The organism is Pantoea sp. NPDC088449 (assembly GCF_044753225.1).
GTDB classification, from domain to species: domain Bacteria; phylum Pseudomonadota; class Gammaproteobacteria; order Enterobacterales; family Enterobacteriaceae; genus Pantoea; species Pantoea floridensis.
This window is the reverse complement of the sequence record NZ_JBIVMT010000001.1, coordinates 864,839-890,971: the sequence shown is the minus strand read 5'-3', so window position 1 is coordinate 890,971 and position 26,133 is coordinate 864,839. Positions and strand designations below refer to the sequence as shown.

22 protein-coding genes are annotated in these 26,133 nt (G+C 55.2%); 5 read left to right on the top strand and 17 right to left on the bottom strand.

The window, feature by feature from the left end:
* The first annotated feature begins 109 nt into the window (after positions 1–109).
* Positions 110–487, top strand: a complete 378-nt coding sequence (locus ACIP6T_RS04255) for a DUF6515 family protein (protein ID WP_400455531.1) — start codon at positions 110–112, stop codon at positions 485–487.
* Positions 488–541: 54 nt separating this feature from the next.
* Here ACIP6T_RS04255 and osmE read toward each other — a convergent pair whose 3' ends face one another.
* Positions 542–877 (bottom strand): osmotically-inducible lipoprotein OsmE, encoded by a 336-nt coding sequence (osmE, locus tag ACIP6T_RS04250; protein WP_007892614.1) that lies wholly within the window; start codon positions 875–877, stop codon positions 542–544.
* Positions 878–1,069: 192 nt separating this feature from the next.
* On the opposite strand from osmE, the gene ACIP6T_RS04245 reads away from it, so the two are divergent.
* The 3 genes from ACIP6T_RS04245 to cho all read left to right on the top strand — a co-directional run bounded on the left by ACIP6T_RS04245 (position 1,070) and on the right by cho (position 4,176).
* On the top strand, positions 1,070–2,260 hold the full coding sequence (locus ACIP6T_RS04245; protein ID WP_097094132.1) for a multidrug effflux MFS transporter: 1,191 nt from the start codon (positions 1,070–1,072) through the stop codon (positions 2,258–2,260).
* 117 nt (positions 2,261–2,377) lie between these two features.
* On the top strand, positions 2,378–3,205 hold the full coding sequence (nadE, locus tag ACIP6T_RS04240; protein ID WP_097094133.1) for an ammonia-dependent NAD(+) synthetase: 828 nt from the start codon (positions 2,378–2,380) through the stop codon (positions 3,203–3,205).
* A gap of 110 nt (positions 3,206–3,315) precedes the next feature.
* Positions 3,316–4,176 carry an excinuclease Cho gene (cho, locus tag ACIP6T_RS04235; RefSeq protein WP_097094134.1) on the top strand — a complete coding sequence of 287 codons (861 nt, stop codon included), beginning with the start codon at positions 3,316–3,318 and terminating at the stop codon, positions 4,174–4,176.
* Between the two features lie 77 nt (positions 4,177–4,253).
* Here the strand turns inward: cho and spy are convergent, their stop codons facing one another.
* The 6 genes from spy to ACIP6T_RS04205 all read right to left on the bottom strand — a co-directional run bounded on the left by spy (position 4,254) and on the right by ACIP6T_RS04205 (position 11,160).
* Entirely contained in the window at positions 4,254–4,751 is a 498-nt protein-coding gene (spy, locus tag ACIP6T_RS04230) for an ATP-independent periplasmic protein-refolding chaperone Spy (protein WP_097094135.1), read from the bottom strand.
* Positions 4,752–5,078: 327 nt separating this feature from the next.
* Entirely contained in the window at positions 5,079–6,074 is a 996-nt protein-coding gene (gene astE / locus ACIP6T_RS04225; RefSeq protein ID WP_400455526.1) for a succinylglutamate desuccinylase, read from the bottom strand.
* A gap of 46 nt (positions 6,075–6,120) precedes the next feature.
* On the bottom strand, positions 6,121–7,449 hold the full coding sequence (gene astB, locus ACIP6T_RS04220) for an N-succinylarginine dihydrolase (protein WP_400455523.1): 1,329 nt from the start codon (positions 7,447–7,449) through the stop codon (positions 6,121–6,123).
* On the bottom strand, positions 7,449–8,915 hold the full coding sequence (gene astD / locus ACIP6T_RS04215; protein WP_400455520.1) for a succinylglutamate-semialdehyde dehydrogenase: 1,467 nt from the start codon (positions 8,913–8,915) through the stop codon (positions 7,449–7,451). Before astD ends, astB begins: the two co-directional genes overlap by 1 nt.
* Positions 8,912–9,943, bottom strand: a complete 1,032-nt coding sequence (astA, locus tag ACIP6T_RS04210; RefSeq protein ID WP_097094139.1) for an arginine N-succinyltransferase — start codon at positions 9,941–9,943, stop codon at positions 8,912–8,914. Before astA ends, astD begins: the two co-directional genes overlap by 4 nt.
* A complete protein-coding gene (locus tag ACIP6T_RS04205; RefSeq protein WP_097094140.1) occupies positions 9,940–11,160 on the bottom strand; it encodes an aspartate aminotransferase family protein in 1,221 nt (406 codons plus the stop codon). The genes astA and ACIP6T_RS04205 overlap by 4 nt, the downstream gene beginning before the upstream one ends.
* Before the next feature lie 877 nt (positions 11,161–12,037).
* Between ACIP6T_RS04205 and ACIP6T_RS04200 the strand changes: the two genes are divergently transcribed.
* On the top strand, positions 12,038–13,111 hold the full coding sequence (locus ACIP6T_RS04200) for a porin (protein ID WP_400455517.1): 1,074 nt from the start codon (positions 12,038–12,040) through the stop codon (positions 13,109–13,111).
* An 82-nt stretch (positions 13,112–13,193) separates the two neighbouring features.
* On the opposite strand, the gene ACIP6T_RS04195 is transcribed toward ACIP6T_RS04200, so the two are convergent.
* The 10 genes from ACIP6T_RS04195 to cheA form a co-directional block, all read right to left on the bottom strand.
* A complete protein-coding gene (locus ACIP6T_RS04195; RefSeq protein ID WP_176519183.1) occupies positions 13,194–14,630 on the bottom strand; it encodes a YchO/YchP family invasin in 1,437 nt (478 codons plus the stop codon).
* 267 nt (positions 14,631–14,897) lie between these two features.
* Complete coding sequence (gene cheZ / locus ACIP6T_RS04190; RefSeq protein ID WP_097094142.1) at positions 14,898–15,539, bottom strand: protein phosphatase CheZ; 642 nt, start codon at positions 15,537–15,539, stop codon at positions 14,898–14,900.
* 9 nt (positions 15,540–15,548) lie between these two features.
* Positions 15,549–15,938: a chemotaxis response regulator CheY gene (gene cheY, locus ACIP6T_RS04185; protein WP_007892562.1), complete on the bottom strand. Its 390-nt coding sequence runs from the start codon at positions 15,936–15,938 to the stop codon at positions 15,549–15,551.
* A 39-nt stretch (positions 15,939–15,977) separates the two neighbouring features.
* Positions 15,978–17,027, bottom strand: a complete 1,050-nt coding sequence (locus tag ACIP6T_RS04180) for a chemotaxis response regulator protein-glutamate methylesterase (RefSeq protein ID WP_097094143.1) — start codon at positions 17,025–17,027, stop codon at positions 15,978–15,980.
* On the bottom strand, positions 17,024–17,899 hold the full coding sequence (gene cheR / locus ACIP6T_RS04175; protein ID WP_097094144.1) for a protein-glutamate O-methyltransferase CheR: 876 nt from the start codon (positions 17,897–17,899) through the stop codon (positions 17,024–17,026). The genes ACIP6T_RS04180 and cheR overlap by 4 nt, the downstream gene beginning before the upstream one ends.
* A 103-nt stretch (positions 17,900–18,002) precedes the next feature.
* Entirely contained in the window at positions 18,003–19,682 is a 1,680-nt protein-coding gene (locus ACIP6T_RS04170) for a methyl-accepting chemotaxis protein (protein WP_400455514.1), read from the bottom strand.
* Between the two features lie 165 nt (positions 19,683–19,847).
* The gene (locus tag ACIP6T_RS04165) at positions 19,848–21,512 is read right to left on the bottom strand and encodes a methyl-accepting chemotaxis protein (protein ID WP_400455512.1); all 1,665 of its coding nucleotides are present in this window, start codon (positions 21,510–21,512) and stop codon (positions 19,848–19,850) included.
* Positions 21,513–21,781: 269 nt separating this feature from the next.
* Entirely contained in the window at positions 21,782–23,461 is a 1,680-nt protein-coding gene (locus ACIP6T_RS04160; protein WP_400455511.1) for a methyl-accepting chemotaxis protein, read from the bottom strand.
* 163 nt (positions 23,462–23,624) lie between these two features.
* Positions 23,625–24,122, bottom strand: coding sequence for a chemotaxis protein CheW (cheW, locus tag ACIP6T_RS04155; RefSeq protein ID WP_097094148.1), 498 nt, complete (start codon positions 24,120–24,122; stop codon positions 23,625–23,627).
* Positions 24,123–24,144: 22 nt separating this feature from the next.
* The gene (gene cheA, locus ACIP6T_RS04150; RefSeq protein WP_345829897.1) at positions 24,145–26,127 is read right to left on the bottom strand and encodes a chemotaxis protein CheA; all 1,983 of its coding nucleotides are present in this window, start codon (positions 26,125–26,127) and stop codon (positions 24,145–24,147) included.
* Between the last annotated feature and the right edge of the window lie 6 nt (positions 26,128–26,133).

Below are 26,133 nucleotides of genomic sequence, written 5' to 3'. Positions count from 1 at the left end.
GTCAGGAAAGCGTTAAGCATAGTAAAAAGAGGAAAAATCGACCGCTTTTCGCTTGAGTTTTGCCGCCAGAAGGCCAATTCTGCTGCTAATCACAGCAGGAGAATCACCGATGAAAAATGTTATCGCCTCGGTGCTGGCGTTAACCTTATTAACACCAGCTATCAGTCATGCGTATCCCGGCGGTTGGGGCCCTGGTCCCCATTGGGGAAGAGGCCCGCATTGGGGTGGGCCTGGCCCGCTACGCTTCTTACCTGAAGCGGCAACGGCGGTGCTGATTGGCGGACTCACCTACTACATGCTGAATGGCAGCTACTATCAGCGTCAGGGCGACACTTACGTGGTAGTACAACCGCCTGACAGCCCGCCCGCTGGCGGCATGCGCGTGCTCGATTTCAATGGCAAGCGCTACTATGTGCAGGAAGGCCATTACTACCAGCGCGAAATCGGCGGCAGCTATATTGAAGTGCCTCGCCCTTACGGCTTATAAGCCTGCAACGAAAAACGGCCCGTCAATGACGGGCCGTTTATTATTCTGCTGCGCTTATTGCGCCGCTTGCGGGTCGGTATCGTAATCCTTACAGCTCTGGAAGCCGTAATTCATCACGCGACCGGTATCGTTATAGCTCACGAAGTAGGTCTGCGGTTTACCGTCACGCTCGCCAATCACGTAAGTCTGGCAGGTACCGCGCGCATGAACCATGGTGATTTCGGTTGAGGCTGGACCTGCAATTTGACGCACTTGATCACGCGTCATGCCTTTTTTCACATCCTTTACCACCGGCTTGGTTACGTAGCTTTCAGCTTTGTCATAAGTCGTACAACCCGACAGGGCTGCCAGCGTCATAGCGGCAGCGATACATCCCATCACTTTATTCATGTTGTTGTTCCTCGTTTTTTTGTCCATGTGAAGTAAGCCTGGAACATAAATCCAGATTTATCAACTTTATGGGATAAATTTCACCAAAATCTTAAGCGTCAGGTTTTCGTAAAAATGCTGTGTTGATGCGCCGGGGTTCGTATAATCACCCGCGAAAAAATACCGATAGCAATGAATTAAGACTGAGGATAAATGACACCTGCACCTTCTCACCGCCTGGTTTATGCCATTACGCTGGGGCTGCTCGCGGCACTCGGGCCACTTTGTATCGATCTTTATCTACCTGCGCTGCCGGAACTGGCGCGCGATCTGCACACCGAAACGGCCACGGCGCAGCTGAGCCTAACGGCAGGTCTGCTCGGTTTGGGAGCCGGTCAGCTGCTGTTTGGACCAATGAGCGACAAATTTGGTCGCCTCCGTCCGTTACTGTTATCGCTGATATTGCTGTTTATTGCCTCGATTGGCTGCGCGCTGGCAAAAGATATCAACGCGTTGCTGGTGGCTCGTCTGTTTGAAGGATTGGCCGGTGCGGGCGGCGCCGTGCTGTCGCGCGCCATTGCCCGCGATATGTACAGCGGCCATGAATTAACGCGTTTCTTTGCTCTGCTGATGCTGGTCAACGGCCTGGCACCGATTGGTGCGCCGGTGCTGGGCGGCGCGTTAATGACGGTGCTTAACTGGCGCGGCATTTTCGTGGTGCTCGGCTGCATTGCCATTGTGTTAATTTTCCTCACGCGCTGGAAGCTGCATGAAACCTTGCCGGCCGAACGTCGTAGCCAGGGATCGATTTTTTCAGCGTGGGCAGCACTGGGCCAGGTGGTGACGCATCGTCAGTTCATGGGCTTCTGCCTGACGCAGGGTTTCATGATGTCCGGTATGTTTGCCTACATCGGGGCGTCACCGTTTGTGCTGCAGCAGCTTTACGGACTCACGCCGCAAGCATTCAGCTTCTGCTTCGCCGCCAACGGCCTCGGCCTGATTATTGCATCCCAAACCAGTGCACGCCTCTGCCCGCTGTGGGGAGAATATCGCGTGTTGAAAGGTGGTCTTACGCTGGCGTTTGTGGCGTCAAGCTGTTTACTGCTGGCTGGACTAACAGGTGCCGCGCTGCCGATCCTGCTGGTGGCCCTATTCTTCACCATTGCCAGTAATGGCGTGATTGCCACTACAGCCTCCTCCCTGGCAATGCAGAGCCAGGGACATCGTGCGGGCAGCGCATCGGCGGTTATCGGCGTGTGTATGTTTACCTTTGGTGCCATTAGCGTGCCAATCACCGGCCTGGGCGGCACCTCGGTGGTGAGCATGACGGGCACGATTTTTGGCTGCTTCATGCTGGCGATTGTGTCGTTCAATATATTGGTACAGAAATCAAAAAGCGCCTGATTTGTAAGCTTTTAACTTCGACAATAATCCGTGCGGCTTGTTGTTTGGGGACAGAGGCGTTAGCTTTAGCAGATGATTCGCATTGTGCCGTCAGGCTACTGACTTGAGGAGAGGTCCATGTCATTGCAACAGGAAATCATTGAAGCCCTTGGTGTTAAGCCCGTTATTGACCCGCAGCAGGAGATCCGCGTCAGCGTTGATTTCCTGAAATCCTATCTGCAAGCCCACCCGTTTTTGAAAACGCTGGTCCTCGGTATCAGCGGTGGCCAGGATTCCACGCTTACCGGCATTTTGTCACAAACGGCAATTCGCGAACTGCGTGCAGAGACCGGCGATAATGACTACACCTTTATCGCCGTACGCTTGCCGTATGGCGTGCAGGCCGATGAGCAGGATTGTCAGGATGCGCTGGCATTTATCCAGCCGGACCGCACGCTGGTGGTGAATATTAAAGAAGCGATCCTGGCCAGTGAACGTGCATTGAAAGAGGCGGGTATTACCGTTTCAGATTTCGTGCGTGGCAATGAGAAAGCCCGTGAGCGCATGAAAGCGCAGTACAGCATTGCCGGCATGACCAAAGGTGTGGTGGTAGGAACGGATCATGCGGCTGAGGCGATCACCGGCTTCTTCACAAAATACGGCGATGGCGGCAGCGATATCAATCCGATCTTCCGCTTGCACAAAGGCCAGGGCAAACAGCTGCTGAAAACGCTCGGCTGCCCGGAACATCTCTATCTGAAGCATCCGACGGCCGATCTGGAAGATGATCGCCCCGGCTTGCAGGATGAAGTGGCGCTTGGTGTCACCTATCAGCAAATCGACGCTTATCTGGAAGGCAAAACCATTGATGCCGCCGCGGCAAAAACTATTGAAGGCTGGTATCTGAAAACCGAGCACAAACGTCGTCCGCCGATTACCGTGTTCGACGACTTCTGGAAGAAGTAAGCGCTCCTCCTTTCCCGCCGTCAATGCGGGAAACTTTCTCCTCCCCGCTGACTGGCGAGAAAAAGCACACTTTGATACACTGGATGGACAACCAGTAATCGGAGTGTGCTTTGGTCAGACGTGCAGCCAGCCACCGCCTCGATTTCGATGCGGCAGCAATCTATCAATATCCCGAACATCTACGTCAATGGCTGGAAGGGTTACCTAACCAGCCAGGCGTGTATACCTTCCATGGCGAAAATGAAAATCTGCCGTTGTATATCGGCAAAAGCGTTAACCTGCGCAGTCGGGTCATGGCACATTTTCGTACGCCAGATGAAGCCAGCATGCTGCGTCAGGCGCGGCGCGTGACCTGGATCCCCACCGCAGGAGATGTCGGTGCGCAGCTGCTGGAAGCACAAATGATCAAAACTCAGCAGCCGCTATTCAACAAGCGACTTCGTAAAAATCGTCAGCTCTGTTCGCTGCAATTAGGCGACGGCGCGCCGCAGGTGGTTTATGCGAAGGATCTCGACTTCTCCCGTTCGCCCAACCTTTATGGCCTGTTTCGTAGCCGCTTTGCCGCGCTGGAGAAACTGAAAACGCTTGCCGATGAGCAGCGCTTGTGTCACGGCCTGCTGGGACTGGAATCGTTGCGTCCGGGGCGAGGTTGTTTTCGTGCGGCGCTTAATCGCTGTGCCGGCGCGTGCTGCGGAAAGGAGTCGGTTGCTGCGCATCAGCAGCGTCTGCATGCCGCCTTAGAGCAGATGCGTATCCTGTGCTGGCCGTGGCAAGGTCCGGTTGGCATGGTGGAGCGCGGTGCCGATATTACGCAAATCCATGTGATCGATCACTGGTTCTGGCTGGGTTCGGTGAGTAGCGAAGCCGAAGCGCGGCAGCTGCAGCGTGCCTCGCACGGCTTTGATCATGATGGCTACAAAATCCTCTGCCGTCCGCTGCTCTCAGGCGTGTTCCCGCTGATCGAGCTATAAAAAAAACCGCCAACGTTGCCCAAAGCATCGAACGCAATGGACAACGTCGGCGGTCTCTATTCAGTTAGCGAAAATGCTTACTCAGCATCAGCCGGCGCTGGCGGGGTTTTGCCATCGTGCGGACCTTTTTCCGTTAAGCGTTTCTCAAAGTTCGCGTTGTACTGTTTTTTCTGTTCTGGCGTCAGCACGTTATAGATTTTGTTCTGGGTTTCCATCATCTGCAGAGCGCGATCTTTCGCGTTCGCGGTCATCTTCTCGGCCTGCGCTTCGGCTTTCGCGCGGTCAAAGGTATCGGAAGCGATGATGGCATGGTCAGCACGACGCTCTTCCAGCGACGGGCGTTTCATCTCTTTATGGCTATCTCGCAGGATAGTTTTGATTTGCGCTTTCTGCGCATCCGTTAGATTCAGTCCTTTAAACATCATCTCCATGCCGTGATGGCGCATCGGCGGCTTGTGCATCGGTTTTTCACTGCCCGCTGGCGGCGGAGTCAGATTGTCTGCCGCAGCATGGACGATATTTGCAGCACCAAGAGCCATTGCGGTAGCCAGGAAAACAGAAGTTAATTTACGCATAATATTGTCCTTACTTATCAGTTTAATGACGACAGCCTGTGTCGCGTCTTCGGAAACAAGCATACGACGCTGAACGTCAACTACTCAGAGGCTGAGTAAAGCCCTGAAAGCATAAAAGACAAAAATCAGGCAATCATGGAGAGAAAGCGAAGAAATGCGTGAGGATTTGAAAAAGTTTATGACAATCAAAGGAAAAAGGCAGGAATTAAGGAGGAGTGTAACGGCATTGTCGGTTTTCAGAAAGGGAAATGTGCGCGGTGCCAGCGTCATCTCCGAAATGTCCCTCTCCCATCGGCGGGAGAGGATTAGGGTGAAGGTGAAAGCACATTAAAGCGCCAGCGCCTGCGTCTGCTCATTCTCTTCCACCAGCATCAGTCCTGCGCGTAATCCTGGTGCGACGTGAGGATTGGGAAACAGCACAAATTCGCGCGCTTGCTGCACGTAATAGCGCGTGTCGCCCTCCTCTGCCAGCAGCGTGCCCTGCGGGAAGGCGGTAAAGTTCAAGGTTTCCGGCCCCATATGCAGGACAAACTTCTCACCGTGGCGGGTAATTTGCTGCGCCACGCGATAATGACGCGGACGTTCACGCACTTCCGGCAACGTCTCGCCATACAGCAGCGCCGCCAGCGCCTGCTGTACCCCAGCAAACTGGCTCAAATCGTTTTCACCAAAAGGTAAAGCTTTTCCCAGCTCCAGCGTGCAGCTCGCCGCATCATGGTGTTCACAGCTGTAATGGGTAAAGGTCCCGCCGGGTGAACGATGGAACACCAGCGCTTCCAGTTCCGCCGCCGCTAACCAATGCATAAAGTCTTCAGGCCACGGATTCGGATTGAGCGGCATCACGCCAAATCGCGCATGATATGAGCCGCGAATAGCAGTATGCAGATCGAGATGCCAGCGCACTTCATGATCGAGGCAGGCACGCCAGAAATTCTCCAGCTCCTGCTCCAGCTGTAACACACGCTGCGCTTCCGGCACATCAGCCACCTGCTGCCAGCGTCCGCCAAACAGCCGGTTGATATCGTATTGCTGATAGCGTTTACCGCTGCGTAACGCCGCGGGATTACCTAAAATCACCAGCAGGCGCACCGCTAGCGGCTTTTCACCTTTTAACAGCGGCGTCAGCAATAGGTTGAGAATTTCAACCGGCGCGGTTTCATTGCCGTGAATGCCAGCGGAAAGCACCAAAGCCTGCTGCGTCGCGGTATGCGGTGTGAGGGACAACAGTCCCTCATTATGCCATTGCCAGCGGAGATGTTCGTTGCTGCCCTCTTTTTGCTGTGGCGGCACACCAGACAGTGTCTGCTGTAAAAAATCCTGCATGTTCACTCCTTTTTTAACGACGTGGGGCGAACCTCTCGCCCCGGCGTTAACGCTGAAACGCGTAGACACTGCCTAAGTCTAGCAGCTGCGTCAGCTCATCCAGCGCAATGCGCCCTTCACGCAGAAGCTGCGGATCGGCTAAATCCGCCTGGGTTAAGCGATCGCGATAGTGACGGTCAACCCAATCATTCAATGTGGCGAACAGACGATCGTTCATCAGTACGGCTGGATTCAGCGCCTGGCGCTCAGCTTCCGTTAACACCACGCGCAAGCGTAAACATGCTGGACCGCCACCGTTAAACATACTTTCTCGCAGGTCAAACACGCTAAGTTCACGAATGGGGCCGCCGCTCTCCACCAGCTCACTGAGATAGCGCCACACGCCAGCATGTTGACGCGACTCTTCCGGCAGCACCAGCAGCATGCCACCCTCAGCACGTTGTAACAGCTGGCTGTTAAACAAATACGTATTTACTGCATCGCTAACCGAGACGCTATCACGCGGCACTACAATCGGCTGGAAACCGCTGACGCGCGCGGCGAGATCGTTGAGCAGTTGCGGTTGATTAACAAATGCATCCTGATGGCAGAACAGCACCTGCTGATTACTCACCGCAATCACGTCGTTATGGAATACGCCCTGGTCAATAACCGCTGGATTCTGCTGGGCAAACAGCGTGCGCTCAGGGTTAAGCTGATGCAAACGCGCCACCGCTTCGCTGGCCTCACGCGTTTGCCGTGCCGGATAGCGTGCAGGTGTGGCACCCTGCTGCTGGCCATCACGACCATAGATAAACAATTGCACGCCAGCTTCACCATAGTCAGCGCCAAAGCGATTATGATTCGCCGCACCTTCATCACCAAACTGCGCCACCTGTGGTAACGCATCGTGCACGCTGAAGTGCTGCGTGTCGCGGAAAATGGCGCGCAAAAGATCGGCCGTTTCCGGCGCTTCGATAGCGCGGTGGAATTTGTTATTGAGGTTGGCGACGGTGAAGTGGACGCGACCATCGGCGCTGTCAGCCGAGGGAGAAACCGTAGCGGCATTCGCCACCCACATAGCTGAAGCCGAGCTAGCCGATGAAAGCAGTTGCGGTGCCTGCTTTGCCGCTTGCGCCAGCACTTGCTCATCGCTGCCGCTAAAGCCAAGCTGACGCAGCAGCGGCAGATTAGGACGCTCATGCGGCGGGATGACCCCCTGCACGTAGCCCATATCAGCCAGCGTTTTCATCTTCAGCAACCCCTGTTTCGCCGCCAAACGCGGATTCGAAGGTTGCAGCTGATTGCGCGTCGACGCCTCATTACCAAACGACAGCCCGGCATAATGGTGCGTCAAACCGACCAATCCATCAAAGTTGGCTTCAAACGCTTTCATTATTTTGCTCCCTGTGGCGAGAAATCGAGTCCCGGCGACAAGCTGGCAGGCATTGCCAGACTTGGACTTTCCAGCGAGGCCATCGGCCAGGCGCAGTAATCTGCTGCATACCACGCACTGGCGCGGTGGTTGCCCGAGGCACCAATGCCACCAAATGGCGCGGTGCTGGCCGCGCCGGTGAGCGGTTTGTTCCAGTTAACAATCCCGGCGCGCGCCTCCAGTAACAGTTGATCAAACTGCGCGCGCTGCGGTGAAATCAAGCCGCATGACAAGCCATAGCGAGTGTTATTGGCGATAGCAATCGCCTGTTCAAAGCTGTCATAGCGAATCACCTGCAACAGCGGACCAAACACCTCCTCATCGGGGAGGTCAGCAACATCCGTCATATCAATAATGCCCGGGGTGATGATTGCGCTGTCACGATCCGGCCAATGCATCGCCAGTAACACTTTGCCGCCGCGTTCAACGTGCTGCTGCCAGGCGGCAAAAATCTGTCCGGCCGCCGCTGGCGAGATGACGCTGCCCATAAACGGCTGCGGCTCGGCGTTCCACGCGCCAGGCTGCAGGCGTGCGGACACCTCGACTAAACGTTGCAGGAAGGCATCACCTGCCGCACCCCGCTTCACCAGCAGACGACGTGCACAGGTGCAACGTTGTCCAGCAGTAATAAAGGCCGACTGAATGGCAATATGCACCGCGCCATCGCGATCGGCAGGATCGTCGACAATCAACGCGTTGTTGCCGCCCATCTCCAGCGCCAGCATTTTTTCCGGCTGGCCGGCAAACTGACGATGCAGGTGGTATCCAGTGGCGGCGCTGCCCGTAAACAGCAGGCCATCAATTTGTGACGCGTTCGCCAGCGCCTGACCCGTTTCACGGCCGCCCTGCACCAACGCAATCACTCCTGCGGGTAATCCCGCTTGCTGCCACAGCTCAACGGTTTTTTCGGCGGTTTTAGGCGTCAGTTCACTCGGCTTAAACACCACACAGTTACCTGCCAGCAACGCAGGTACAATATGACCGTTTGGCAGATGGCCGGGGAAATTGTAAGGACCAAACACCGCCAGCACGCCGTGTGGACGATGGCGCAGTGAGCTTTCACCTTCCGCCTGCTCGCCGGTGCGACTGTGGTAAGCCTTAATTGAAATGGCAATTTTATTGATCATCGCCTGCACTTCCGTCAGGGTTTCCCAGCGCGGCTTGCCGGTTTCCTGCGCGATGGTTTCCGCCAGCGCGGTTTTATGGCTTTCGAGTAAACGCGCAAAGCGCTCTACCCGTTCCTGACGCTGCGTAAAAGGCATTCTCGCCCACTGCGGGAACGCCGCGCGCGCCGCTTCACAGGCTGCCGCTACTTGCTCACCGCTGGCGGCCTTGCCCTGCCACAGTGTCTCGCCGGTAACCGGATTGTTTTTGCTCAAGGCGTCAGCGCCGCCGGTCACCCATTGACCATTAATAAAATGCGTCATGCTTTTTTCTCCTCGCGACACAGCGTGACCACACGCAGCTCATCGCCATTATTACAGTGCAGCGCCGTGCGCTGGCGCTCATTAAGACGTACCACGCCGGAAGCGATATCTACCGGCAGCATCGCTACCCGGAAATGTTGGTAATCTGCATTGGCCACCAGGCAAAGCGGCCAGCTCTCCTCGGCTTCTCCCTCGGCGGCATGCAGTAGCCGACTCTTGCGAATGGCGCGGATGCGATCGATTTCGCACTCCAGCGTGGGGCCGCCGTCAAAGATGTCGACATAGTTGAGGTAGCGGAATCCTTCTGCCTCCAGCACCGCGCGCGCCGGCGCCGTTTTGGGGTGAACCTCGCCAATCACTTTTTGCGCCGCTTCAGACAGGTAGTGAATGTAGAGCGGATGTTTCGGCATCAGCTCGGCGATAAACGCTTTCTGTCCGGTGCCGCTGAGGAAGTCCGCTTTACTGAACTCCATGGAGAAGAAGCGGCTACCTACGCTATCCCAAAATGGTGAATGCCCGTTGTCATCGCTGACGCCACGCATCTCCGCGACAACACGTTTCATAAAGCGATCGCGGAAGTTAGCCATAAACAGAAAGCGCGATTTCGATAGCAGATGACCATTCTTGCCATCGCGGTAATCGGGATCGAGAAACAGGGTACACATCTCGCTGCTGCCGGTGTGATCGTTGCTCAGCGATAGCGTGGGCAAACTGGCGTAAACGTTAAGTTCTTTCGAGGCATGCACCTGCGTCCCCACGCGGAAGTTATACCAGGGATCCTGCAAGCCAACGGCGACCTCAATGGCACAGATGCCGACGGCGCGATTGTCTTCGCTGTCGGCCAGCACGAACACATAGCCTTGTTCGGCACGCGGCAGCGCGCCTTGCCAGGTGAGCAGCGACCGCTCAATGCGGGCTTTAAGCGTATCGCTATCCGCAGGCAGCGAGGTTAAGCCGCCTCCAGTTTTGCCCGCCAGCGACAATAACTGCGCAAGATCGTCACGTTCGACGGGGCGAATGACCATCATGATGTGGCTCCTTTGAGCACGCGTTCACAGGCACGTTCGAAGCGTGCCAATCCTTCCTTCACCTCACGCTCGCTGATGTTGAGCGCGGGCGCAAAGCGCACCACGTTGGCGCCAGCAATCAGAACCATTACGCCCTCTTCGGCGGCAGTAAGGTTGAACTGCTTGGCTTTACCGGCGAAGTCGTCATTGAGTACCGCGCCAATTAACAGGCCAAGGCCGCGTACTTCTTTAAATACCGGCAGACGCTGATTCAACTCTTGCAGCGCGGCGACAAACCATTGATGACGCTCGGCAACGCCCGCCATGAAATCAGGCTGATTGATCAGCTCCATCACTTTTCCCGCCACGGCACCGGCCAGCGGGTTGCCGCCATAGGTGGTGCCATGCGTACCCACGCCCATCACCTGCGCCAAATCTTCGCGCGTTAACATGGCACCAATCGGGAAGCCGCCACCCAGCGCTTTAGCGGTGGTGAGCACATCTGGCGTCACACCGTAGTGCATGTAGGCATACAGCGAACCGGTACGGCCTACGCCGCTCTGTACCTCATCAAAGATCAGCACCGCGTGATGTTTATCGCACAGTTCACGCAGGCCGCGCAGGAAGGAAGGGTCGGCAGGCAGCACGCCACCTTCACCCTGGATAGGCTCGACGATCACCGCGCAAGTTTGATCATTAATTAACGCCGCCGCTGACGCCAAATCGTTAAAGACAGCATGGTCAATCGCCGGAGGCAGCGGAGAAAAATCACGGGAGTAAGCTGGCTGCCCACCCGCAGTCACGGTGAACAGCGTGCGGCCGTGGAAGGCATTCTTAAACGCCACGATGCCATTTTTCTCGGCCCCGAAACGATCGTGTGCCGTTTTACGCGCCAGCTTAAGTGCCGCTTCATTCGCTTCAGCACCGGAGTTACAAAAGAACACGCGGTCGGCAAAAGTGGCATCAATCAGCTGTTTGGCAAGACGCAGGATCGGTTCATTGGTGTAGCCATTCCCGGTATGCCACAATTTACCGGCTTGCTCAGTCAGCGCCTGTTGTAACGCAGGATGTGCATGACCCAGCGCGTTAACGGCAATGCCGCCGGCAAAATCGATATACTCTTTTCCCTGCTGATCCCACAGCGTCGAGCCCTCAGCGCGTACCGGTACAAAAGCCGCCGGAGCATAAACCGGCATCATCCATTGATCGAAATCGTGACGCGAAACCTGCAGTGACATAGCCCGTTCTCCTGCTTCACATTTAGCAAAGCCTTTGTTTTAAAATTGTTAAAAATGTTAAGTGACCGCTCTACTGTATATTGCAGTTAGCGTGCCAGCCAGCAGGGAAAATGCATAAATGCCTGGACACTACGAAATATCAATAACTTAATCACCACCACTATTCACATAAATTGCATAAAAAGTGAATAAATGTCTGATGAACGTTGAACGCCAGAGATTTATTTAGCGGATTTATGCATCTGCAAAATGAAATATTGCTTTTGTGATCGCACAGGAAATATTTCGCCAAAAAGGCGCAGCTGAAGCACTTTTTTGGGGCATACATGCTCGCGCGTGGTGCAAATAAAGATAAAAAGTGGGTCGAACCGGGCGTGCTCAATGTCAGAGTGTTTTAACAATTGCGTGGCGGGATTGAATATTATTTAAGCAGGCATGCGTTTATCCAACGTTCAATATCATTTCATGACGAAGGTTATTATCATAATGGAAATAAACAGACACAAAGCCATGAACCAAGTAATTACCATGCTAATGATTAGCCAGATTTGAATATTTCCTTTCGAACAATAATGCATAGGCTTGTGCTATTTAACCAACAATGAATTTAAGATATTTACGCATCTTCAATTTATAAAAACTGCATTAATATCAATCAACTAGGTATTAATTCGAGTTTTAACTCTTGCTTATTATGGATAAGTTTCTCCAGTGTAAAATTCCGCATAATGGAATTAAAGATTAAAAATCACACAAAAAGCCAATTGGAAATATTTAGTTACATATATTGCACTGTCGATCTTGAACCTTTTGTGTCATTTTCTTTTCACCCCAAAGCTGGGGATAAAATTAAAAAATATCACAGGGTAAAAATTAAATGATGAAGCGCTCCTTACTGGCAGCAGTGATGCCTTTACTGCTGGGACTTTCTACGGCTCAGGCCGCCGAAATCTATAACAAAGATGGCAATAAGCTGGATCTGACCGGCAAAATTAACGTCTCGCATCTTTTTTCTGATAACGATGCGGCCGATGGTGATAATTCGTCTTATACCCGTCTGGGCTTTAAAGGCGAAACCAAAATTAATGACCAACTGACCGGATATGGTCAGTGGCAGTACCAGTACAGCTTGAGCAACTCTGAAGGCAGCGACGCGCAGACCGGCAACAAAACCCGTCTGGGCTTTGCCGGTCTGAAGTTTGGTCAGTTCGGTTCCGTGGATTATGGTCGTAACTATGGCCTGATCTATGACGTGCTGGGCTATACCGATATGCTGCCATTCTTCGGCGGTGATTCCGGTTATACCGATGCATTTCTTTCTGGCCGCTCGGGCGGCGTGCTGACCTGGCGCAATAAAGATTTCTTCGGTCTGGTAAAAGGCTGGAGCGTGGCCGCTCAGTATGAAGGTAAAAACGATCGCACCGATCCGAGTGTCGCCGTGCGCCGTTCGAATGGGGATGGCTACGCGCTCTCTACCTCCTATGATTTCGATTTCGGTTTGAGTTTGGTCGGCGCATACGCCAGCCTGGATCGCACCAATGCGCAGAACCTGGCCACACGTGGTGAAGGCGAGAAAGCACAGCACTGGACTGCCGGCCTGAAATACGATGCTAACCAGATCTACCTGGCCACCATCTACGGCGAAACGCTGAACGCCACGCCAATTAGCGGTGGCTTTGCGAACAAAGCAGTGAACTTTGAAGCGGTTGCGCAGTATCAGTTCCTGAACGGCCTGCGTCCCTCTGTTGGCTATGTCTCGTCGAAAGGCAAAGACATTGAAAATATTGGCGATGCTGACATCTTTAAATACGTTGCAGTCGGCGTAACCTACTACTTCAACAAAAACATGTCCGTGTACAGCGAATATAAAATCAACCTGTTGAAAGACAACAATGCGCTGAATATTCCAACTGACGATGTGACCGCGGTAGGTTTGGTGTATCAGTTTTAACCGGCAGTACCCTCATGGCAGCTTCGGCTAGTGTCGGCTGAAGATGAGCAAAGGGCAGCGCAAGCTGCCCTTTTTTGTTTTCTCATGGTGCCAGCAAATTAAAGCGGCTCTCCTGGTCCTGATCCAGCGAGAATGGCGGCTGCAGCTGTAGGATGATTTCATTCGATGTGACGTGATTCTGCTTAGTGTCCTCCAGCATCACCGACAAGCGATAACTGTTGCGAGCCCCTGGCGAGCTATCCCACGCGGGGATAATCACGCTCCAGCCCTGTGGATCATTCGGATTTGCGCCTGGCGTCAGGCTCAGCGCCTGGGTATCGCCCTGCCACAGCACTTTCGCGATGGGATTGGTGCTACGAATCTGCAATTTAAGCGGCAAACTTTCCCCGCCATTCAGCTGCCACGGCGGCGTAGCGAGAAATACCGATAGCGTTTTACGCTGACGGAACTCCAGCACCGGCGTGGTGGAACGCGTGACATTATCGTAGCGGCTGCCGCGCAGCGAGTGTGCTTCCGCAACGTTATTGGGGCTCAACTGCTGGCTCAGCGCCACACCAAAACGGTAGTTGAGGCGTAAGCCCAGCTGATCCTGGCTTTCACCGGTATCGCTGGTTTTATGGCTGGCCGACAGCGTGACCAGCGGCACCGGCGTATAGGTCACACCAAACGTCAGCGCTGAAGGATTATGGTAGCGGTTACCGGAACTAAAGAGATCAACGTCATCCCCCAGATATTGCTGCCAGCTGACCGATGCGCCTAACTGACGATACTGAGGCAAATAGCCCTGCGTGGTGAAGTCATAGCCACGCGCCAGACGCTGCTGCTGGAAGGGATCGCGATCCTGCCACCCTGACAGCGGGGTGTAATAATTGGCGGAAAAACGCAGATAATCGCCCCACGCTTCCGTTCCCAGCGAGGCACGTTGCTGCCCGCTATTGAACATACGATCGACAAAACCGTTATAACCCAGCAACCATTTACCCGCGACCCAGCGCTGGCCAAGGCCAACGTTGCCCACCAATCCATCATCGGTCTGATGAAACCCCACCTGGCTGAACGTCAGATAACGGTAGTTATCGGCCCAGGGTGTCAGCAGTGAGGCGCCGCTACCGTTGAAGTTTCCGTCGATATCGACGTTAAAGTCGATCTGCGCTCTGCCATAAGGTGACAGCAGCGACTGCCCTTCATCCACCAGCCGACTTCCCACCTCATCGCGGAAATGATTAAAAGCCCAGAGGCTGGCTTGCTGGCTCAGGGCATTATCATCACTGCTGTTCTGGCTGGCTTCGCCAATACTTTTCGCGATGGTCGCCAGTTTTTTATCGAATGCCGCCGTTTCATCCTGATAGCCCAATGCTGGCAACGCATCGGCCATTTTCTGAAAACGTGTGGGATCGCTAAACGGCGTATCCGAGAGTTTAGTATCGGTAATCAGCGCCAGAGCGGGCGTGGCAGCGGCCAGTAAGGATATGCCAGAAACGTAACGCACGCTTTTGAGTGATAGCAAAGTAGATAACATAGTCAAAAATAGGGTTCGGCTCAGCTCATAATTAGAGGTAGATCACAAAATTGCATCTGTCTACCGTAGCACATTCTGCGCTAAGTGCCGGGGATGTCGGGTGCGGATTAGGACAATGACGAGCCGGGGACAACGATTTTGCTGAGCGGAAGGGTTAAGAAAACGTGCGGCATCGTGATGTTACGGCACGCGTTGACCAGGTGGGCATAAATGCCCACCCTACGCAGTTTTGTAGGGTGGGCATTTATGCCCACCGCTAGCCAAAAATTAAAACCCTAAGCTATCAAGCAGATCATCAACCTGATCCTGGTTCGCCACCACGCCGGGTGCATTGGCATGGATCTGCGGACCGTTCAGCAGGCTATTGCCCTCTTTACGGGCCGCCGCGTTCGCTTCTGGCATGTTTTCCAGCAGCACCATCAGCAGTTGACGTTCGATCTCCTGAATCACATCCATCATGCGCTTGATCACCTGACCGGTAAGGTCCTGGAAATCCTGTGCCATCATGATTTCGAGCAACTGCTTATTGGTATACGACGTGTGTCCCGGAACGTCAGTCAGGAACTGGCGCGTATCCGAAACCAACTCGCGCGCATCGGTCAGTTCAATCGGATTTTCAAACCACGCGTCCCAGCGGCCTTTCAGCTGGTTGGCGTTGGCTTCCATTTGGTCCTGGTGTGGCTGCGCGGCTTCAACGCAGTTCAACGCACGTTCAGCCGCCTGCGCCGTCATTTGCACAACATAGTCCAGACGATCGCGCGCGTCAGGAATCGCTTCCGCCGCTTCAGCAATCGCCTGGTCTAACCCGAGCTCACGCAGACTGTCACGCAGCATGCGCGTCAGTGAGCCGATGCGGGTAATAATGTCGTGTGCCGAGGCTTCTTCGGTTGATTTCGGAAGGTCGCTCATCACATCTCCTTACATACCCAGTTTTTCGAATATTTTGCCTAACTTCTCTTCCAGCGTGGCGGCAGTGAACGGTTTCACTACGTAGCCACTGGCACCCGCCTGTGCTGCCGCGATGATGTTTTCTTTCTTCGCTTCGGCGGTCACCATCAGCACCGGCAGTTTACTCAGCGCGGCATCTGCACGAATGGTCTGCAGCAGTTCCAGACCGTCCATGTTGGGCATGTTCCAATCAGAGACCACGAAATCAAAGCCGCCAGCACGCAGTTTGGTCAGCGCATCCACGCCGTCTTCTGCTTCTTCGACGTTATTGAATCCCAGCTCTTTTAGCAGGTTACGGACGATACGACGCATCGTATTGAAGTCATCCACCACCAAAAAGCGCATATTTTTATCAGCCATATCTACTCCTGTGTTGTCTCGTCCAGCAGGACGGGCTCGTTAAATTCGCAATGCCTGTCCGGCGCTAATTTTCGCCAGCATGTGCTGACTGATGTGGCCTAAATCGACCACTTCACTGGTGCCGCCCATCGCAATCGCTTCGCGCGGCATGCCAAATACCACGCAGCTGGCTTCATCCTGGGCGATGGTCCAGGCACCCGCGCGATGCATTTCCAGCATCCCGGCCGCGCCGTCATTCCCCATCCCCGTCAGGATCACCCCAACCGCATTTCGTCCTGCATGGATCGCCACCGAACGGAACAACACATCCACCGAGGGCTTGTGTCGGTTCACCGGCGGACCGTCATTCAGTTTCACCACATAGTTGGCGCCACTGCGCCCCAGTTCCATGTGCATTGCGCCCGGCGCGATATAGGCATGGCCCGGCAAAATACGCTCGCCATCCTCCGCTTCTTTCACGGTGATCTGGCACAGCTTGTTCAGCCGCTCGGCAAACGAGCGGGTAAACCCTGGCGGCATATGTTGCGTAATCAGCAGCGCCGGGCTGGTGGCCGGCAGCGGCTGGAGTACGTGGCGAATCGCCTCGGTGCCGCCGGTGGAAGAGCCGATGGCAATCAGCTTTTCGCTACTCAGCAGTGGACCGGCCTTAAGCGTCACCGGCATCGGCGAGGCCGCACGCGCATGCAGTTTGGCGCGCGCTGCGGCGCGAATCTTATCGGCAATCATCTGGCTATAGGCCAGCATGCCTTCGCGGATGCCGAGCTGCGGTTTGGTGACGAAATCCACCGCGCCTAACTCCAGCGCGCGCAGCGTCACTTCAGAGCCTTTGCCGGTCAGTGAAGAGACCATCACCACCGGCATCGGACGCAGGCGCATCAGCTTCTCAAGGAAGTCGAGGCCATCCATGCGCGGCATTTCCACATCCAGCGTTAGCACCTGTGGGTTGTATTGTTTGATTAAATCCCGTGCCACCAGCGGATCTGGCGCACTCGCGACCATCTCCATATCGGGATGGCTGTTGATGATTTCCGTCATCAGCTGACGCATTAGCGCAGAGTCATCCACGCACATCACGGTGATTTTGCTCATCGTCTTTCCTTGCTCAGTCCATAGACTGTCTGTCCACGCAGCCAGAACTCTTTGCTGATCTGACTAAAGTTCTCTGAATGCCCGGCAAACAGCAGGCCGCCGGGTTTCAGCAGGGGCACGAAACGGCGCAGAATCTGTTCCTGCGTCTCTTTATCGAAGTAAATCATCACGTTGCGACAAAAAATGGCGTCGAACGGACCGGGCAACGCCCAATCATGAGCCAGTAAATTCAGTTGCGTATAGTTCACCATGTTGGCGAGGTCAGGACGCACGCGCACCATGCCTTCGTGCGGACCGGTACCGCGCAGGAAAAAGCGCTGCAGCTGCGACTGCGACAAGGTGCGCAGCTCTTCCTGGCGATAGACGCCGGCAACGGCTTTTTCTAACACCTGCGTATCGATATCGCTGGCATGCACCTGGAACTTGCCCGGGCCGGTGCCCAGCGTTTCTGCCAGCGTCATGGCAATGGAGTATGGCTCTTCGCCCGTTGAGGCGGCCGTGCTCCAGACGCTGTAATTACCCGTACGCTTGCGCGCATGTTCCGCGAGGATCGGAAAGTGGTGCGCCTCGCGGAAGAAGGAGGTCAGGTTGGTGGTCAGCGCATTAATAAATGCCTGCCACTCCGCACTGTTTTGGTCCTGTTCCAGCAGCGCCAGATAGCGGCCAAAGTCATCAATATTCAGCATACGCAGGCGGCGCACTAAACGGTTGTAAACCATCTCGCGCTTATGGTCGGCCAGCACAATGCCCGCTCGCTGATAGATCAGCTGGCTAATACGACGAAAATGAGTATCCGAGAGCGGTAAACGCTGCACCATTTGCGAGAGCAGCGTTGTCGCTTCACTTTGATCCAATAACGTCGATTTCTTCATTTCAGGTCACCCGGCAACAAACTGATTAAATTGTGATACTGCGGTTGCTACTGTGCTGCCAGTCGCGCCATGCTTAGGGGCCGCCCTGCGGCGGCCACAAGGGTTAAAAGGTTTCCCAGTTATCGTCAGAGCTACGTGCGCCTGCGGGTTGTGCCAGTGTTTTTGGCGCTACCGAACGCAAATTTTTTGCCGCTGTAGATACGTTAACGGCCTGAACGACAAATTCTTTACCAATATTGAACACCGCAACCGACTGTTTCAGTCGACTTGCCTGATCTTCCAGCGCGGCGGCGGCAGTGGCAGACTCCTCAACCAACGCGGCGTTCTGCTGCGTGACGCGATCCATCTCATTCACCGCCAGTCCAACCTGATCGATACCACGACTCTGCTCGTCCGACGCCGAGGCGATTTCGCCCATGATGTCGGTGACGCGCGTGACCGCATTCACGATATGCGTCATGGTTTCGCCAGCGCTCTCTACCAGCACTGAGCCGGTGTTGACGCGGCTAACCGAGTCTTCAATCAAGGTTTTAATCTCTTTGGCCGCTTGCGCACTGCGCTGTGCCAGGCTGCGCACTTCACCCGCCACCACAGCAAAACCACGGCCCTGCTCACCGGCGCGCGCGGCTTCAACCGCTGCGTTCAGTGCGAGGATGTTGGTCTGGAAGGCGATGCCATCAATCACGCTAATGATGTCAGCGATTTTCTTCGAACTGCCGGTAATCTCTTTCATGGTAGTAACCACGCCATCCACCACTTTGCCGCCCTGCTGCGCAGTTTCTGAGGCGGTTAGCGCCAGCTTCGATGCCTGGCGGGCGTTTTCCGCGTTCTGTTTCACCGTGGCGGTAAGCTGCTCCATGCTGGCCGCTGTCTCTTCCAGCGAGGCCGCCTGCTGCTCGGTACGCGAGGAGAGATCGTTATTGCCCATGGCGATTTCGCTGGCACCGGTATAAATGGCATCGGAGCCATCACGTACGGTACGCACCGTACTCGCCAGCGCTTGCTGCATCTCTTGCAGCGACGTGAGCAACTCACCCATCTCATTGCGCACGTTGATTTCCACCTGCTGCGTCAAGTCACCGCGGGCGATATGACGGATATGCTCGATGCTCTGCTTCAGCGGACGGATCAGCACGCTGCGCATGCCGCTCCATACCAGCGCAATCACCAGCAAGGTCACCAGCAACGTGCCAACCACCAGCATGATGGATTGGCTGTAGGCCGCGTTATTGGACTCCACCCCTTTATTGGCCAGTACGATGTTGTAGGCCATCCACGCGTTGTAATCTTTAGCAAATTTGTCCTGGAATCCTTGCGTCGGCTGATCGACAAATCCTTTGAAATTCCCGCTTCCCAGGAAATCGATCAGCTCGCTCAGCGCCCCACGATAGGCGTTGTAGTTGGCCTGCAGCGTCAGCACGTTTTCCGCCGTTTTGCCCTTTTCGGACAAATTGGCGTTAAATTCGGCGAACCCCGCATCCGCGTTTTTCAACTCCTCACTTGCCAGCGCCACCAGATCTTTTACGGTAGCGCCCGATCCCGCCTGCTGGCTGTCCAGCAGATAGCGGATCCCCGCACGGTTCAGCGTATTACGCGCCTGCACCAGCGATACCCATGAGGTGCCCATCGCCCGCTGCAGCGTGCTGAGACGCTGGTTATAGGCAAAATTATCTTTATCGGCTTTCACCGTGGAATAGAACACTCCCCCCGAAAACAGCTGCAGTAAGGCAAACAGCGCCAGCACAAACAGCAGGCCGGAAACAACACGAATACGACTAAACATAAACACCTCATTGGTTGGCGGAACGCTCCTGTTATCGGCGTATGCGAGGGGATCTTTATGTGTGTTCGTGGAGGGAAAGAGGAAGGAGGTCGCCATCAATGGCGACCCTGCGGCTGAAGTACCGATTTCGTAGGGTCGGCATGTATGCCGACCTGCTACTCAGCGTTAAAACGTTTCCCAGTTACCGTCGCTGACCGGCGCGGCAACCACTTTGCGCGGCGCGTTGATGACCTGACGCGCGAGGGGAGTTTTAACTGGCTGAGCCTGCGATGCACGCGGAATGCGGAACACCGACACCGACTGGCTGAGACGGCTGGCCTGCTCTTCCAGCGAAGCGGCAGCAGCGGCGGACTCTTCCACCAGCGAGGCATTCTGCTGCGTGACGCGATCCATCTCGGTTACCGCTTGCCCTACCTGGTCGATGCCACGGCTCTGCTCATCGGAAGCCGAGGCAATTTCACCCATGATATCGGTGACACGCGTCACCGCGCCGACGATATCATTCATGGTTTCACCAGCGGTGCCCACCAGCTGAGAGCCGTTATTCACGCGATTAACTGAATCTTCAATCAGCCCTTTGATCTCTTTCGCCGCCTGGGCGCTGCGCTGTGCGAGGTTACGCACTTCACCAGCCACCACCGCAAAGCCACGGCCCTGCTCACCGGCACGCGCCGCTTCCACTGCCGCGTTCAGCGCCAGGATATTGGTCTGGAAGGCAATGCCATCGATCACACTGATAATATCGGCGATTTTCTTCGAGCTACCGGCAATGTCATGCATGGTACGGACAACGCCGTCTACCACTTCTCCACCTTTGCGCGCGGTATCAGAAGCGCTTAGCGCCAGCTGTGATGCCTGACGCGCATTCTCGGCGTTCTGTTTCACCGTGGCAGTCAGCTGTTCCATGCTGGCAGCCGTTTGCTCCAGCGACGCGGCTTGCTCTTCGGTACGCGCCGACAGATCGTTGTTCCCGGCAGAAATTTCGCTGGCCCCCGTGAAAATGGCGTCGGAACCATCACGCACATTGCTTACGGTGCTAACCAGCGACTGCTGCATCTCATGCAGGCTGCTCGCCAGCTGGCTCATTTCGTTACGTCCTTCCACCGCAATGGTTTGGGTAAGATCGCCCGCCGCGATATGACGAATATGTCCCAGTAATTGATGCAGCGGCTGGATCAGCACGCTGCGCAGGCCAAACCAGCAGCCGATAATGACCACCACAACAACCAGCGCAACCGCCGCCAATAGCCACATCATGGTCTGGAAAGCACGCTGATTTTGCGCCACGCCTTCCGCTGCCAGCTCACTTTGCGCGCTGCGCCACTCTTCGTAGGTGGCTTTCATTGCCACCTGTTTGGTTTCGATATTTTGCGCAAACATGCCTTGTAGATCGTTCGCCTTCAGGCGTTCCAGCATCGCTTTCAGCCCGTCGTTAAACGCAGCGTAGTTGGCTTCTAACTTATCGCGCAGCGCCTGCGGCAAGCCCGGCGTGGCGGGCAAACTGGCATAACGCTGATAATGGCCCGCGGCGACATCGAGCTGTTTTTCGGTTTGCGCAATCAGCGCGCCGAGCTGACCGCCGTTAGCCTGCGCGGCCATAGTGCCTTGCATACGCAACATGGCGCGATTCAGTACCGTGCGCGTTTGATTCAGTTCGATCCAGGCATCGGACATCGCCGCCACGTTGTTGCTTGAAATCTGCGCAACGGCAAATGCCTCTTTATCCTTTTGTAATGCGGACCAGAACAGGCCGCCAGAAAGTAACTGCAAAGCACCAAAAACCAGCAATACGACGATTAAACTGGTCACAACATTGATTCGTTTTAACATGGGGTCTCCAGAAATGTGTTTCGGCTCCCCCAGTTATCGACCGGCAACCTGAATTTTTCAGGGTGCCCATGCGACTTTACGAATTAAAATTCTGTGTTTTAGTGTGATTGCAGTGTTTTATAACTAAAGAAATTAACACTAAAAAAAATGCGCCTTTATCGGGTGAGCGATAAAGGCGCATTTTCAGGGGTGTTCTGGTCGCCATGAATGGCGACCCTACGGGTCAATCGTGTACGGTCGGTATTGATGCTGACCGGACTTTCAGCGAATTAAAACGTTTCCCAGTTACTGTCGCCTGCTGCGGCGATCACCGCTTTACGCGGTGCGCTGAGGGTTGGCGGCGCAATCTGCGGGTGACGCATACCCGCAGTTGCCTGCGGCGGCGAAGATGCAGCACGCGGCACGCGGAACACCGCCACCGACTGGCTCAAGCGGCTCGCCTGCTCTTCCAGCGAGGCCGCCGCTGCGGCAGACTCTTCCACCAGCGAGGCGTTCTGCTGCGTGACGCGATCCATCTCCGTCACGGCCTGGCCGACCTGATCGATGCCGCGGCTCTGCTCATCTGACGCCGACGCAATTTCTCCCATGATATCGGTGACGCGTGTGACCGCATTGACGATATCGCTCATGGTTTCACCGGCGGTGCCCACCAGCTTCGAGCCTGAATTGACGCGGTTCACCGAGTCCTCAATCAAGGCTTTAATCTCTTTTGCCGCCTGAGCGCTACGCTGCGCCAGATTACGCACCTCGCCCGCTACGACCGCAAATCCGCGCCCTTGTTCCCCGGCACGCGCGGCTTCTACCGCAGCGTTCAGTGCCAGAATATTGGTCTGGAAAGCGATGCCGTCAATCACGCTGGTGATATCGGCAATTTTCCTCGAACTACCGGCGATGTCGCTCATGGTATGCACCACGCCCTGCACCACATCGCCCCCCTTCTGGGCGGTTCCTGACGCGCTCAGCGCCAGCTGCGACGCCTGACGCGCATTTTCCGCGTTCTGTTTTACCGTTGCGGTTAGTTGTTCCATGCTGGCCGCGGTCTGCTCCAGTGAGGCAGCCTGCTCTTCAGTACGCGCCGAGAGATCGTTATTACCGGCGGAAATCTCACTGGCTCCGGTAAAAATGGCATCCGAACCGTCGCGCACATCACTCACCGTACGCACCAGCGACTGCTGCATATCATGCAGGCTGGCCGCCAGCTGGCTCATCTCATTACGGCCCGTCACAACGATGTGCTGGGTGAGATCGCCCTGCGCGATATGCTGGATGTGTTGAATATTCGCGTTGAGCGGGGTAATCAGGATTTTGCGCATGCCAAACCAGCACAGCACAATCACGGCCACCACCAGCGCCATGACCGCGCTCAGCAGCCATATCATGTGCTGATACGCCAGGCTGTTGGCCGCCGCGCCCGCCGCCGTTAAACGGTCCTGGTCGGCACGCCACTGGCGGTACTCTTTCAGGAATGCACTCTGGCTTGGCGCCACCGGGACCTTGCCGGCCTGCACCAAATCTTTTGCCACCAGCGCATCCTGCATCTGAGCCAGCGCGCGCGCGTAAGCTGAATAGGTATCATCAACCCGCTGATTCAGCGCAGCATCCTGCCCCGGCGTATCCGGCGTGGCTTTAAACAGCTGGTAGTTATCCGCCGCATCTTTTTGGAAGGCTTTGCTGTCTTCATACAAGCCCGCCACATCCGCTTCACTGCCGCTGAGCTTGCTGGTTGCCATGCGGAGCTGGATGCGGGTTAATACCACACGGCTTTGATTCAGACTCATGAAGGCATCGTTAATGGCGGCGATATTTTTGCTCGCCAGCTGTGAAACGTTAAAACTGTTTTTGTCATCGCTCAGCGCTTTGAAAAACAGCGAGCCGGACGACAACTGCAGAAAACCAAATACCAACAACACCAGCAATAAACTGGTCACAACGCGGATTTTCGTAAACATAGCTTGCCCTGGAAAATGAAGAAAAATCGTACAGAGCAGTTATCGACTGAGCGGCTGGAATATTGAGGAAAAACGCGGGTATTTTACTATTTTCTTGTTTACTAACAAAGAATTAGTTCATAGACGTGATGATAACGGGCCGCCGCAGCGACCCGTTGGTTTATTACGCGGAACGCAGGTTGTCCACCAGCGCCATCTCTTCGCTGCTCAGCAGCTTTTCGATGTCGACCAGAATCAGCATACGTTCACCCAACGCGCCAAGGCCGGTGAGGTATTCGGTAGACATGGTGACAGCAAATTCCGGTGCCGGGCGAATCTGCTCTTGCGTCAGCGACAGCACATCCGAAACGCCGTCAACCACAATACCCACCACGCGCTGAACCAGATTCAGCACGATCACCACGGTATTTTCGTTATATTCCACATCCGGCTGCGAGAATTTCACTCGCAGGTCGATAATTGGCACGATCACGCCGCGCAAATTGGTGACGCCTTTGATGAACTCTGGCGTATTGGCGATGCGGGTGACCTGATCGTAGCCGCGGATCTCCTGCACTTTCAGAATGTCGATGCCGTACTCTTCATCACCCAGAGTGAAAACTAAGAATTCCTGGCCAACGGTTTCGCCAGCGATTTTGGTCACGGTTGCCATGTCAGTCATTTTTTTACCCTTTGGTTATCTATTACGCTGCGGCACCGGCCACACGTTTTTCACGGTTCAACGATTGCAGTGCTGAGACATCCACAATCAGCGCCACGCTACCATCGCCAAGAATGGTGGCGGCTGAGATGCCCGGCACTTTGCGATAGTTGCTTTCAAGGTTCTTCACTACCACCTGATGCTGCCCAATCAGCTGATCGACCAGCAGTGCGTAGCGACGGCCTGCGCTTTGCAGGATCACCACGATGCCTTGCGTGGCGTCTGTTTTGGCGTTCTCTACCTCAAACACATTCCACAGCTCCACCAGCGGCAGATATTCGCCACGTACTTCCAGCACGCGCTCGCCGCCGGCCAGCGGTTTCAACTCTTCGGCGGTTGGCTGCAGCGATTCCATCACCGCGTTGAGCGGCAGAATGAACACTTCATTCGCCACGCGCACCGACATGCCATCAAGGATCGCCAGCGTCAGTGGCAGCAGAATGCGAATGGTGGTGCCTTTACCCTGCTTCGAGGAAATTTCGACGTGGCCGCCCATCTCCTGAATATTTCGTTTCACCACGTCCATGCCCACGCCACGGCCTGACACGTCGGTAACCTGCTCGGCGGTGGAGAAGCCCGGGGCGAAGATCAACATGCCAACTTCTTCATCGCTCATGCTTTCGCTGACCGGCAAGCCGGATGAGAGCGCTTTGGCCAGGATGCGTTCGCGGTTGAGACCGGCACCGTCATCGATCACTTCGATGCAGATATTGCCGCCCTGATGTTCCGCAGACAGCGTGAGATTACCGACCGCGGTTTTGCTGGACGCGAGGCGTTTCTCCGGGGTTTCGATGCCGTGATCGAGGCTGTTTCGCACCAGGTGCGTTAACGGATCGATGATGCGTTCGATCAAACTCTTATCCAGTTCAGTCGAGCTGCCGAGTAGCGTGAGCTCCACTTCTTTGCCCAGCTTGCTGGCCAAATCGCGTACCAGCCGTGGGAAGCGGCTGAAGACATACTCCATCGGCATCATACGAATCGACATCACCGATTCCTGCAAATCGCGGGCGTTGCGTTCCAGCTGTCCCATGCTATTCAGCAGGTCACCGTGTGCCACCGGATCCAGCGCGCCAGAACGCTGCGCCAGCATCGATTGGGTGATCACCAGTTCGCCCACCAGGTTAATCAGCTGGTCAACTTTTTCCACCGCCACGCGAATGCTGCTGGATTCGCTCACTTTCGCCGGTGCCGCTGCACGCTTAGGCTCGCGTTTCGCGGCGGGGGTAATCTCGGTCACGGTGGCAGTTTGTACCGGTGCCGGTTCCGCGACCACCGCGTCGGCCATCGGCGTCTCGGCAGCAGCGGGGGCGCGCTCTTGCGGGAAGAGGATTTGTGCTTCTTCCAGCACAAAACAGAGCACGGCGACGATGTCATCCTGGCCCACGCCATCAATCGTGACCTCGAGTGAATTCGCGCTCTTTATCACATTGCTGACCGTGCCAAGGTTGCCGAGCTCTTCCAGCATTAGCTCCGGTTCTTTTTCTTTCAGATCAACCAGCTGCAGGCGCAGGCCTGAGGTGGCAGCCGGCGCGGCGATGGCCACCACCTCGGCGATTTTTGCCGCTTCAGGCGCGATGCCTTTTGCTTCCAGGGCCAGCTGGCGCAGCGCTTCGCAGATGTATTTAAAACTTTCTGCATTCGGCTCCTGCGCCGTTTTATAGGCATCGAGCTGTTCTTGCATAATATCTTTGGTTTCCAAAAACAGGTTGATGATATCGGTGCTGAGCTGCATCTCGCCGCGGCGCGCACCATCCAGAATGTTTTCCAGGATGTGGGTGGTTTCCTGTAAAACCGTAAAGCCAAACGTACCGGCGCCCCCTTTGATGGAGTGGGCGGCGCGGAAAATGGCATTCAACTGCTCGGAATCGGGCTCCTGGGGATCGAGTCCCAACAGGTGTTGCTCCATATCCGCTAACAGCTCATCGGCTTCATCAAAAAACGTCTGGTAAAAATCGCTGATGTCCATGCTCAC